The sequence below is a fragment of the Flavobacterium sp. MFBS3-15 genome, from assembly GCF_026107645.2.
GTDB lineage: Bacteria > Bacteroidota > Bacteroidia > Flavobacteriales > Flavobacteriaceae > Flavobacterium.
On sequence record NZ_JAPCHV010000003.1, the window covers coordinates 113,488 to 125,711 of the forward strand.

At 47.6% G+C, this 12,224-nt stretch carries 9 protein-coding genes and 1 riboswitch; of the genes, 8 read left to right on the forward strand and 1 reads right to left on the reverse strand.

The window, feature by feature from the left end:
• Positions 1-8 precede the first annotated feature (8 nt).
• Both gldE and gldD read left to right on the forward strand, forming a co-directional pair.
• Entirely contained in the window at positions 9-1,292 is a 1,284-nt protein-coding gene (gene gldE, locus OGH69_RS04200) for a gliding motility-associated protein GldE (RefSeq protein WP_265173196.1), read from the forward strand.
• Positions 1,289-1,861: a gliding motility lipoprotein GldD gene (gene gldD / locus OGH69_RS04205; RefSeq protein ID WP_265173197.1), complete on the forward strand. Its 573-nt coding sequence runs from the start codon at positions 1,289-1,291 to the stop codon at positions 1,859-1,861. The genes gldE and gldD overlap by 4 nt, the downstream gene beginning before the upstream one ends.
• A 215-nt stretch (positions 1,862-2,076) precedes the next feature.
• Here gldD and ahcY read toward each other — a convergent pair whose 3' ends face one another.
• Positions 2,077-3,393, reverse strand: coding sequence for an adenosylhomocysteinase (gene ahcY / locus OGH69_RS04210; RefSeq protein WP_265173198.1), 1,317 nt, complete (start codon positions 3,391-3,393; stop codon positions 2,077-2,079).
• A 124-nt stretch (positions 3,394-3,517) separates the two neighbouring features.
• On the opposite strand from ahcY, the gene OGH69_RS04215 reads away from it, so the two are divergent.
• The 6 genes from OGH69_RS04215 (at position 3,518) to OGH69_RS04240 (ending at position 12,219) form a co-directional block, all read left to right on the forward strand.
• Positions 3,518-4,162, forward strand: a complete 645-nt coding sequence (locus tag OGH69_RS04215) for a 4'-phosphopantetheinyl transferase family protein (protein ID WP_265173199.1) — start codon at positions 3,518-3,520, stop codon at positions 4,160-4,162.
• The gene (gene pnuC, locus OGH69_RS04220) at positions 4,159-4,791 is read left to right on the forward strand and encodes a nicotinamide riboside transporter PnuC (protein WP_306354362.1); all 633 of its coding nucleotides are present in this window, start codon (positions 4,159-4,161) and stop codon (positions 4,789-4,791) included. Before OGH69_RS04215 ends, pnuC begins: the two co-directional genes overlap by 4 nt.
• Positions 4,752-6,641 carry a DUF4301 family protein gene (locus OGH69_RS04225; protein ID WP_265173200.1) on the forward strand — a complete coding sequence of 630 codons (1,890 nt, stop codon included), beginning with the start codon at positions 4,752-4,754 and terminating at the stop codon, positions 6,639-6,641. The genes pnuC and OGH69_RS04225 overlap by 40 nt, the downstream gene beginning before the upstream one ends.
• 102 nt (positions 6,642-6,743) lie before the next feature.
• Entirely contained in the window at positions 6,744-7,145 is a 402-nt protein-coding gene (gene arfB, locus OGH69_RS04230; RefSeq protein ID WP_265173201.1) for an alternative ribosome rescue aminoacyl-tRNA hydrolase ArfB, read from the forward strand.
• A 123-nt stretch (positions 7,146-7,268) separates the two neighbouring features.
• Positions 7,269-7,363, forward strand: a riboswitch (TPP riboswitch).
• A 93-nt stretch (positions 7,364-7,456) separates the two neighbouring features.
• Positions 7,457-9,649 (forward strand): TonB-dependent receptor, encoded by a 2,193-nt coding sequence (locus OGH69_RS04235; protein ID WP_265173202.1) that lies wholly within the window; start codon positions 7,457-7,459, stop codon positions 9,647-9,649.
• 275 nt (positions 9,650-9,924) lie between these two features.
• Positions 9,925-12,219, forward strand: a complete 2,295-nt coding sequence (locus tag OGH69_RS04240; protein WP_265173203.1) for a GH92 family glycosyl hydrolase — start codon at positions 9,925-9,927, stop codon at positions 12,217-12,219.
• The last annotated feature ends 5 nt before the right edge of the window (positions 12,220-12,224 follow it).

The window sequence follows — 12,224 nt, forward strand, 5'->3', positions numbered from 1 at the left end:
CCCTCATTTTGGATCCCGACCCCTCGAGTTTCAGTACGATAGATTATAACCTTATACTGGGTTTTGCAGGAATAGCCATCCTGCTGTTTTTTTCCGCTGTCCTTTCGGGTACAGAAACAGCCTTCTTTTCGCTTACATTGCAGGATATCGAAAAGATACGGGTAAAGAGCCCAAAAAAAGGAAAAATAATCTCGGCTCTGCTCGAGAGGCCCAAAAAACTGCTGGCTACCCTTACCATTGCCAATACCTTTGTCAATATTTCCATCATCATCTTTTTTTTCAGGCTGGATGCTTTTTCCGCAATCCACCTTCCATGGCTTCGCTTCATAGTAGAAGTTGCTGTGATAGCCTTACTGGTGCTCCTCTTCGGGGAGGTGGTGCCAAAGGTGTATGCTGTGCGCAATAACAGGCGGTTGTCTAAACGGGTTGCAATGCCTTTGCAACTGTTAAGCAGGATATTATCTCCGCTCAGCATCCCCATGAGGGAAATTACGCTGAAGCTGCAGGCGCGCATTGGGGGGCAGCGAAACGATTTGTCGGTCGACAGGCTCTCCCAGGCGTTGGAACTGACAGATTACGGTGATGCATCGGCAGAGGAGCACAAACTGCTGGAGGGCATCGTCGCTTTTGGCAGTACCGAGGTCACCCAGGTAATGACTCCGCGCATCGATGTATTTGCGCTGGATATTGAAATCCCTTTTGTCGAAGCGCTCCCGAATATTGTAAGCATGGGCTATTCGCGCATTCCGGTTTACAGGGGCAATATTGACCGTATAGAGGGCGTTTTGTTTACCAAAGACCTGCTACCCCACATCGACAGCCAGGATTTTGAATGGCAGGGTATCATCCGCGAGCCTTTTTTTGTCCCGGAGAATAAAAAGCTGGACGACCTGCTGAGGGAATTCCAGGGTATGAAGAACCACCTCGCCATAGTAGTGGATGAGTATGGCGACACCTCCGGCATCATCTCACTCGAAGACATACTGGAGGAGATCGTGGGTGATATCAGCGATGAGTTTGACGATGAGGACATCATATTCTCAAAAATAGATGACAGGACTTACCTATTTGACGGGAAGATATTGCTAAAGGACTTTTATCGTATCTGTAATGTGGAGGAGGAAGATTTTGAAGCGGAAAGAGGAGAGGCAGAAACACTGGCGGGACTCCTGCTGGAGCTGTCGGGCAATTTTCCGGAAAAAGGCGAGAAAATTAAATTTAAGGGTAATATATTTACCGTCGAAATGGTCGACAGGACAAGGATTAAACAAATTAAGGTAACGCTTTCATGAAAATTTTAAAGAGAATCGGGATTTTTGCGGTGCTGCTCTCGTTTGCAGCAGGGGTAACAGGCTGCGGTGAGGATGCAGTCCCGAAACCCCAGGCCTACCTGAGGCTTGATTATCCTATGGGGACGTATGTGCCTTACACCGGCGACTGCCCTTATACTTTCGGCTATAATTCCCTGGCCAAAGTGACCGATAAAGGAAATTGCAACCTTGTCCTGCAATATCCTAAAATGAAGGCAACCGTGTTTCTTACCTACAAGCAGGTGGATGATAAAAACCTGGAACTGTTGCTTCGCGATGCGCAAAAACTGACCTATGAGCACGTAATAAAGGCTGATGAGATACTGGAGCAGCCTTACCTTAACTACGACCGTAAAGTGTACGGGATGTTTTACCAGGTAGGGGGCAATGCGGCTACCAACGCGCAGTTTTACGTGACCGACAGTACACGCCACTTCCTTACCGGGTCGATGTATTTCTACGCAAAACCGAATTATGATTCTATATTGCCTGCCGCCAGCTACATCAAGGACGACATGCGCAACCTCATGGAAACCATCAGGTGGAAATAGTCTTGTTTTAGACGCGAAACCTGTCCCGCGAAAGGCGTGTTTACACTAATTCTGACCCTAAAAGTCGGGAGGCTAATGTTGAGATACATCCATGCGTCTCCGCCTTTTTGCATATATCATAAACCCCAAAAGCAAAAACCCCCGCGAAAGCGAGGGTCTATTATGGATTTGAGTGTAGCTCAATCTGAAATCTGAAATCTACAATCTGAAATAAATTAGTAACGGTAGTACTCCGGCTTAAATGGCCCTTGTACGTCTACACCAATGTAGGCAGCCTGGTCCTCGCGAAGTGTTTCAAGCTCAACGCCCAGTTTTTCAAGGTGAAGCGAAGCTACTTTTTCATCAAGGTGCTTAGGCAGCATGTATACTTTGTTTTCGTATTTGTCGCTGTTCGCCCAAAGCTCCAGCTGTGCAAGTGTCTGGTTCGTGAACGAGTTGCTCATTACAAAGCTTGGGTGTCCTGTAGCGCATCCAAGGTTCACAAGGCGGCCTTCAGCAAGGATGATAATGTCTTTACCGTTGATGGTATATTTATCCACCTGCGGCTTGATCTCCACTTTGCTTGCGCCGTGGGTCTTGTTAAGCCATGCCATGTCGATCTCGTTGTCGAAGTGCCCAATGTTGCAAACTACGGTTTTGTCCTTCATTTTTTCGAAGTGGCTTCCCACAACGATATCTTTATTTCCGGTAGTTGTGATGATGATATCGGCATTCGCGATAACGGTATCCAGCCTTTTTACCTCATAACCGTCCATGGCAGCCTGAAGCGCACATATAGGGTCGATTTCAGTTACCGTAACTATAGATCCCGCACCGCGGAAAGAAGCAGCAGTACCTTTGCCAACGTCGCCATAGCCGCATACTACTACGCGCTTTCCGGCAAGCATAAGGTCGGTAGCACGGCGGATAGCATCCACAGCACTCTCTTTGCAGCCATATTTGTTGTCGAATTTCGACTTGGTAACGGAGTCATTTACGTTGATGGCCGGCATTACGAGCGTGCCGTTCTTCATCCTTTCATAAAGGCGGTGTACACCTGTAGTAGTTTCCTCGCTAAGTCCTTTGATGCCTGCGGCAAGCTCCGGGAAACGGTCGAATACCATATTGGTAAGGTCGCCACCATCGTCAAGTATCATGTTCAGAGGCTCACGGTTTTCGCCAAACCAAAGTGTCTGCTCGATACACCAGTCAAACTCCTCTTCGTTCATTCCTTTCCATGCGTATACAGAAATGCCGGCAGCAGCGATTGCAGCAGCAGCGTGGTCCTGTGTAGAGAAAATGTTGCATGAGCTCCAGGTAACTTCAGCACCCAGGGCAACAAGCGTTTCTATTAGCACGGCAGTTTGTATGGTCATGTGAAGGCAGCCTGCAATGCGCGCGCCTTTAAGCGGCTGCGATGCGCCATATTCCTTCCTTAGCGACATTAGGCCTGGCATTTCTGCCTCGGCAAGCTCTATCTCTTTCCTGCCCCATTCCGCAAGGGAAATATCTTTTACTTTATAAGCCACAAAAGGCATTGTGTTAGTACTCATGAATATTGTATATTTGTATTAGCAAAAAATTTTTGCAAAGTTAGTGAATTGGTTTTTAATCAGCGCTTTTAAAAACAATAATACTTTGGTATTGGCAATCCTTTTGCCGGCCTTTAATCATACAATGCCTCTATACAAATCTGTAATTATAGCCCCGGGTACACGGCTTCTTGTCTGGAAGATAACCGAAACCATTGAGGAACTTGCCGAAGGATTGCTCCTGAAGGATTCCTGCGTGGTGAAATTTGAAAAAATGCAGTCGGACCAGCACCGCAAAGCGCTCCTTAGCGTGCGGAGGCTCATGCAGGAGATGGGCTACACCGACCTGGACCTGTATTACGGGCCGGACGGCAAACCCCACCTCAATGACGGGACAAATATCTCCATAACCCATTCGTATTCCTTTGCGGCGGTCATTATCGGCAGCCGCAATACTGGAATCGACATGGAGCTGCAGCGCGAAAAAGTGATCACGATAGCAGACAAATTCATCGAGCCCGAATTTGCTTACCTCGACCCGCTGCACCTGGAGGAATACATGCGCAAGCTTATTGTGATATGGTGCGTTAAGGAGGCGGTGTACAAAATGGTGTCGCGTAAAGGCCTCAGCTTTAAGCAGCACATCAATGTATATAATTTTGACATGGCCGAAGGCAAGGGTATGGCCGGCGTGTCTTTTGAAGAGATAAATGAGGCTTTTCGTTTTTATTTTGAAGAAACTGACGGATTTACCCTGGCGTGGTGCCTGGATAATAATGAGGAAGGATGATGCAGGAAATAGCAGATTTTCTCTTTGGGCAGTTTGAGGGATATACACCGCTGACCCTGTCGCTGGAGCTGACAGCCATTTTCTTTGGGCTCCTCAGCGTGATATTTTCGGCGCGCAACAGCATATTGGTGTACCCGACAGGGATAGTGAGCACGGTAATTTTTGTTTACATCTTCTATGTGGCAGACCTTTACGGCGATATCATAATCAACGGGTATTATTTTTATATGAGTGTTTACGGCTGGGCACTGTGGGCGCGGGGAAATGGCGGCAATCACTTAAAAATAACCTCTGTAACCCCAAAAGATAATTTAACAATTCTTCTGATATTCATAATTTCGGTTATATTTGTTGCCCTTGTCTATTATAGGGCCGATTATTTTGGCGTTTGGTGGGCTTATGTCGACACTTTTACCACGGGCCTGTTCTTTGTTGGAATGTGGCTGCTGGCAAAGCGAAAGCTGGAAAACTGGATTTATCTCATAATAGGCGATATCATTGTTACAGGTGTTTATTTTTATAAAGGCCTTACGTTTACAGGTTTCTTTTATATAATTTTAACCATAATCGCCATCTTTGGCTATTTCGAATGGAAGAGAATATTACACAGCGAAAAACAGCTTCAGTAGCTATAAACATTTATACTAATGCTCCGGCCCAGCACAAATCACTTGGCGATTTGCTTTCGGGATTCATAAATCCTGACGGCAAAGATGCACGTGAATTTATCTTCCGGATCGTCGGGCCTGCTTCTGTGGCCGAAAATGAGAATGGGGGGGAGTCACTGCACATTGTGGATGAAAATAGTACAGGCTGGGAAAAACTATTGAAACTGCTGGGTAAGAAAGGCTCAAGTTATATTACTATTCCCGGTAATAATATCCATGAGGAAGCCAGAGCTGCAATTAAAAATCTTGAAGATACACTGGACATGGGTTTTTCGGTAGCGGATTATGCCCAAATGGCCCAAATTGGAATCCCTGTTGAAAAAGTGCGCAGCCAGCTTGTGATTTTCAGGAATGGCATCGGCAAGGTACAGCTAAAGAAACCTGCCACACTTAGTGATGGCATTGTTGATATGTACGATTCCAGGGCGCAAGAGCTTGCCGCTTATTTTGACCAAAGAAAAGATAGTCTTAAACTGATGAAGTTCGTCCCTGCCTCGGGCGCCGCGAGCCGTATGTTTAAATTCGTTCTTGAGTTCCTTGCCGGGTTCGATGCAGAAAAAGAAACCATCAACGCTTATATCAACCGCAGAGAGGACGAGTCGCTCAGGACATTCCTCATTGGTATCGATAAATTTCCCTTTTTCAATGAAGTGCTGGCCGTTACCAAAGAAAGGGAAGATTATAGCGCATTGACGAAGGACAGGCGTTATTTTGGCTTTATAAAGACAATGCTTAACGATAGTGCGTTTGATTATGCCAATAAGCCCAAAGGCATCCTGCCATTTCACAAATATGAAGATTTTACTGCTACACCGGTATATGAGCACCTGAAAGAGGCAGCTGCCTACGCGAGTTCGCAGGGCGTGGCCGACGTTCATTTTACCATATCGGAGGAGCACCTGGATGGTTTTCTCGATGCGATTAAAGAAGCTAAAGTGAGAGTGGAGGCAGAGTATGGTATTTCAATCAATATCAGTTTTTCTTACCAGCATAAGCAAACCGACACTATTGCGGTTGACATACAAAACCGGCCATTCCGCAATGAAGATGGCACCCTGCTCTTCAGGCCGGGCGGGCATGGCGCCCTGATACAAAACCTGAACGGGCTTGATGCGGACATTGTATTTGTAAAGAATATAGATAATGTAAGCCTTAACCATATTGATGCTATTGCATTCAATAAAAAAGCGCTTGCGGGGCAGCTGATTGAGCTGCAGGAGCAGGTATTTGAATGCCTCCGTAAAATAGAGCAGGGCGATGTAACCGGGCAGGAGCTCAGGAATATGTTTGCGTTTGCAATGGCTAAGCTGTCTGTTGATGTCCCGAAGGATATCATGAAATTTACACATGAGCACAGGCTGGAATTTGCCAGGAAAATATTCAACAGGCCCATACGCGTTTGCGGCATGGTAAAGAACGAAGGCGAACCCGGAGGGGGGCCTTTCTGGGTAAAAGGTGATGACGGGAAGCTGTCGCTCCAGATCGTTGAAAGCTCACAGATAGACCTTGAAAACCCGGCACAAAAGGAAATATTGGCATCGTCAACACACTTCAACCCGGTTGATTTGGTTTGCGGGCTTAAAGATTATAAAGGGCAGAGGTTCGACCTTAACGATTTTGTAGACCCATCCACCGGTTTTATCGTTTATAAGAACAAAATGGGCAAAGACCTGAAGTCTTATGAGCTTCCGGGACTCTGGAACGGGGCGATGGCAGGGTGGATCACCGTTTTTGCCGAAGTGCCGCTAACTACTTTCAGTCCCGTTAAAACCGTTAATGATTTGTTGAAACCGGCACATCAACCTTTGTAATTTCAGATTTCAGATTGTAGATTTCAGATTTGCCACTCTTGCACTTTAAGGAGTGTTAGCATCCGGGTGAAGTTCAATCTGACATCTGACATCTGAAATAATATGGATAAAGAAAAGATAGTACAGGAACTTGATTATAAAGCCGTTCGAAGCAGCGGGGCAGGGGGGCAGAACGTGAATAAAGTGGCCTCCAAGGTCGTGCTGAGCTTTGACCTGGCCAATTCGCAATCGCTTACCGATGAGGAAAAAGCACTTGCCGAAACCCGCCTGGCATCGCGCCTGACAACTGAAAAGATATTGATATTGCACTGCGACGAAGACCGCAGCCAGCTTCGCAATAAAGACATTGTAACAAAGCGCTTCCTGGAGGTTATGGATAGCGCCCTGAAAGTGGTAAAACCCCGAAAGGCAACGAAAATCCCACCTGCCGTCATCAAGAAACGCATTGAGAACAAGCGCAGGCAATCGGAGATCAAACAGTCTCGCAGGAGGCCTAATATTTGATTTCAGATCTCTGATTTCTGATTGAGCTTCACTCATAATCTTCAAATTACAAGGTTTTTTTGGGCTTGAGTGGAAAAATCTGAAATCTACAATCTGAAATCTGAAATAAAAAAGTACATTTGCCCCGTCTCAAAGGGGTGCCCTAAACAATCGGGCTGAGATCATACCCAAAGAACCTGGGCGGGTAATGCCGCCAAGGGAAACAGGCAAAACCAATGCGGAGTGCACGCCGCCGGAATTGCCAGGAACATCATTTTACTAATTTTAAACAAAAGAATAATCGCCCCTTTTATTCGTAAAACATTTTACGGATGAAAATTTTATTTTTTGAAAGTCAAAAAGCTGCAAAACTTGTCCCGCAGTGGCGGGAGCTGCAAAGTTGCAAAGCAGGGCTAATTACTGCTTTCTCACTTTTCTCATTTGCTGCGCTGGCACAGGAGCCTGTACTACAGGACAGCGTTAAAACACAGGAATACAAGCTCGATGAGGTTTTGGTACAGGCCGTACGCGCCAACAGCAAAACGCCGGTTACCTTCAGCAATGTTTCGAAAGAGGAACTTGCGCCCCGCAACCTTGGGCAGGACATCCCGACACTTCTTAATTACCTTCCATCGGTTGTAACTACCACTGATGCAGGAAACGGCATTGGCTACAGCGGCATCCGTGTGCGTGGCGCCGATGCCACGAGGGTAAACGTAACCATCAACGGAATCCCGTACAACGACGCCGAATCGCAGGGGACCTTTTGGGTAAACATGCCCGATTTTGCCTCGTCTGCCGAAAACATCCAGCTGCAAAGGGGTGTAGGTACATCAACCAATGGCGCAGGCGCATTTGGCGCCAGCCTTAACGTGCTTACGGATGCTTTTAAGCACGAGGCCGAAGGTGAAATTTCGAATTCTTTCGGGAGCTTCAATTCGCGCAAGCACACGGTAAAATTCAGCTCCGGGCTGATGAACGACCGCTTTGAGCTGGCAGGCCGCCTGTCGAACATAGCGTCCGATGGTTATATCGACCGCGCGTCATCCGACCTGAAGTCCTATTTTTTACAGGGTACTTATGTTGGTAATACAACATTGATTAAAGCATTGGTTTTTGGAGGCAGTGAGCGCACCTACCAGGCATGGAACGGCATTGATGCCGCTACAATGGCCAGCGACAGGCAATACAATTATTCCGGTATGTATACCGATGCCGAAGGCAACACGCGTTTTTATGACAATGAAACCGATAATTACCAGCAGGACCACTACCAATTGCATTGGAACGAGCGCCTGAGCGACGTGTGGAGCACTAACCTGGCGTTTCATTATACCATTGGCAAAGGCTATTACGAGAACTACCGCGACAATGATACCTATGCTGATTATGGTTTGCAGCCGGTAATTGTGGATGGTGTGGAGATTACCGAAGAAGACCTGATAACCCGCAAATGGCTTAAGAACGATTTTTACGGAACGACTTTCTCTGCTAATTATAAAAAGGAAGCCCTTGATGTGGTTTTTGGCGGTGCCTACAACAAGTATGAGGGCGACCACTTTGGCGAAGTGATATGGGCGAGGTATTCGTCGGATACGCAGCCGGACGATCATTACTATGATGATTATGCCGCCAAGACCGACCTGAATGTATATGCGAAAGCAAATTATAATGTAACCGCTAAGCTGAATCTTTTTGGCGACCTGCAGTACCGTACAGTGAACTACAAAGCTAACGGCGTACTGGCCGATCCGGTGGATGATACCTTCAATTTCTTTAACCCGAAAGCAGGCCTTACCTACTCGCTCAATGACAAAAACACGCTTTACTTTTCATACGCCCGTGGCAACAAGGAACCGCGCCGCGATGACTATGAGAATGGCAGCACCAAGGCCGAAAGCCTTAACGATTTTGAGCTGGGCTGGAGGTTTAAGGCAGGCCGTACCAACATCAATGTGAACACCTACTATATGCGTTATAAGGACCAGCTTGTGCTGACAGGCGCGCTTAACGACGTGGGTGCACCCGTATATGCCAACAGCGGCGACAGCTACCGACTTGGCCTTGAGGCCGATGCAGCGATTGCACTGACCAACGAATTCACGCTAAGGCCGAACATTGCCATAAGCGATAACAAGAACATCGACTTTTTTAACGAAACCGAAGAGGGCGTACAGAACCTGGGCAAGACGGAGATTGCCTTTTCACCCTCTGTTATCGGGGCAGTACAGCTGATATACCGCAAAAGCGGTTTCCAGGGGATGCTGGCCACAAAATATGTGGGCGAGCAGTTCATGGACAACCTCGAGTCTGACAATGCCACGCTGGATGCCTACACGACTACCGACATAAATGTAAGCTATGAATTTAAGCCAAAGAAGATATTCAAAGCCGTTATCCTGAGCGGGTTGGTAAACAATATATTTGATGAAGAGTACGCCTCCAACGGCTATATGTGGGGCGACCCCTACTATTATCCGCAGGCGGGCATTAACTTCCTTGCAGGGTTAACACTGAAATTCTAATACACAGCTAAAAACTTACTACTACATTGAAAGGCAGGGAATCGGGAGGTTCCCTGTTTTTTTTCCTATCCCCGGCCCTCTACTTTGGAGAGGGTGACGGAATGTGCTGACTCAGACTCACTCTTCCTGCATATTTCCATGCCTGGAAAGGTTGCAATGAGGTTTATGAGTGTAGCAGCCCCTCTCCTTTGGAGAGGGGTTGGGGTGAGGCCCTTTAGCAGAGAGGCTTGGGGGTGAGGTTTTTTTTCTACCTTTATCTCACACAACAAACTACCATGAAATTACGATTGCTCATTACAGCATTATTGCTTTCGGCCATCGGCTACAGCCAAAAAACCACTAAGAAAAATTACCAGTACATCAACCCGCTTATCGGGACGCAGCGCATGGGGCATACCTTTCCCGGTGCCACGGTACCATTCGGCTCGGTGCAGCTTAGCCCGGATACCGACAGCATTGCCTACGAACTCAACAAAAAGTACAACGGCAAGGTGTATGAATATTGCGCCGGTTACCAGTATGCCGACAAGACCATCTGCGGGTTCAGCCATACGCATTTCAGCGGGACGGGGCATTCCGATCTGGGGGATTTCCTGATCATGCCGACCACGGGCAAACTACAGTTAAACCCCGGGACTGCCGATAATCCGGCTTCAGGCTACCGCTCGGCCTATTCGCATGCCAATGAAACGGCCTCAGCCAATTATTACAAGGTAAAGCTCGATGACCATAACATTACTGCCGAACTCACGACCAGCCAGCGGGTGGGCTTCCATCGCTATACGTTTCCAAAATCGGCGGATGCACATATTATACTGGACCTCATGGCCGGTATTTATAACCACAAAGACAAGAATGTATGGACGTTTGTGCGTGTAGAGAACGATACGCTGGTAACGGGCTACCGCCAAACGCAGGGTTGGGCACGCACACGCACGGTATATTTTGCCATGGCCTTCTCAAAGCCCATAAAGCAGTATGGCGCAGCGAAGTATGACGAGAACAACATATACAACGGCTTTTGGCGGAAGTTCGACCAAACCAGAATCTTTCCCGAAGCGGCCGGCCACAACATAAAAATGCATTTTGATTTTGAAACTGCTGAAAATGAGAAGGTAAAGGTAAAATTTGCTCTTTCGCCGGTAAGCACGGCCAATGCCCTGGCCAACATGCAGGCGGAGGTGCCGCACTGGGATTTTGACCGCACCCGCAAGGAAGGAGAACAGCTTTGGGAAAAAGAGCTCAACAAGATACAGGTGGAAACCCTGACAGAAGACGATAGGGTGAATTTCTACACTGCCATGTACCACGCCTTCATCAACCCGACGGTGTATATGGATAATAATGGCGAATACAAAGGCCTTGACCAGAATGTGCACGTAGCGGAGGGCCTTACCAATTACACCACTTTTTCGCTTTGGGATACCTACAGGGCGCTGCACCCCTTGTTCAACCTTGTACAAACCGAACGCAATAACCACATGATGCAGTCGATGCTGGCACATTATGACCAGAGCGTGCACCATGCCCTGCCGGTATGGTCGCACTATGCCAACGAGAACTGGTGCATGATAGGCTATCATTCGGTGTCATTGTTGGCGGACGGCATCGTCAAGGGCAACCTGGCGTATGATCATGATAAGGCGCTGGAAGCCTGCATCAGCTCGGCGAACCTGAAGTATTATGACGGGATCGAGTACTACCAAAAGCTCGGCTATGTGCCGGAAGACAAGAATGGCTCATCGGTTTCCAAAACGCTGGAATATGCCTATGACGACTGGTGCATAGCGCAGATCGCGAAGAGGCTGGGCAAGGATGAGGTTTACAAAGAATATATGAAGCGTTCAGAGAATTATAAGAACGTATTCGACAAAGGCACCGGCTTTATGCGCCCAAGGCTTTCAGACGGGACTTTCAAGAAAGAATTCGACCCGCTTGATACGCATGGGCAGGGCTTTATAGAAGGAAATGCGTGGAACTACAGCCTGTATGTGCCGCACAATCCCGATGCATTAGTGGCCATGAACGGCGGGAAAGAGCAGTTTGCGCAACATCTCGATTCGCTGTTTACCATGACCCTGCCCGATAAGTATTTTGAGCATACGGAGGACATTACACGCGACGGTATCATAGGCAATTACGTGCACGGCAACGAGCCTTCGCACCACGTGGCCTACCTGTACAACTGGACGGGTAAGCCTTGGAAAACCCAGGAAAGAATCCGCATGATACTTAATGCGATGTACAAGCCGAAGCCCGACGGGCTGGGCGGTAACGACGATTGCGGCCAGATGAGTGCCTGGTATATCTTTTCTGCATTGGGCTTTTATCCTGTGGCTCCGGGGAGCGACGAATATGCCCTTGGCAGCCCTTTGGTAAAGACCGCCATACTCAACCTTGAGAATGGGCGGACGTTTGCCATAACTGCCAAAAACCAAAGCGCTAAGAATGTATATGTGCAGAAAATGGAACTCAACGGGAAGCCTTTTACGGGTTCAACCCTGAAGCACGGCGATATAACAAATGGCGGAACGCTGGTTTTCTATATGGGGAGCAAGCCTGTAAAATAGATTAT

Coding starts and splice junctions, on each gene's coding strand:
- gldD (WP_265173197.1), top strand. CDS start 1,289: ATGAAAATTTTAAAGAGAATCGGGATTTTTGCGGTGCTGCTCTCGTTT.
- ahcY (WP_265173198.1), bottom strand. CDS start 3,393: ATGAGTACTAACACAATGCCTTTTGTGGCTTATAAAGTAAAAGATATT.
- OGH69_RS04215 (WP_265173199.1), top strand. CDS start 3,518: ATGCCTCTATACAAATCTGTAATTATAGCCCCGGGTACACGGCTTCTT.
- pnuC (WP_306354362.1), top strand. CDS start 4,159: ATGATGCAGGAAATAGCAGATTTTCTCTTTGGGCAGTTTGAGGGATAT.
- OGH69_RS04225 (WP_265173200.1), top strand. CDS start 4,752: ATGGAAGAGAATATTACACAGCGAAAAACAGCTTCAGTAGCTATAAAC.
- arfB (WP_265173201.1), top strand. CDS start 6,744: ATGGATAAAGAAAAGATAGTACAGGAACTTGATTATAAAGCCGTTCGA.
- OGH69_RS04235 (WP_265173202.1), top strand. CDS start 7,457: ATGAAAATTTTATTTTTTGAAAGTCAAAAAGCTGCAAAACTTGTCCCG.
- OGH69_RS04240 (WP_265173203.1), top strand. CDS start 9,925: ATGAAATTACGATTGCTCATTACAGCATTATTGCTTTCGGCCATCGGC.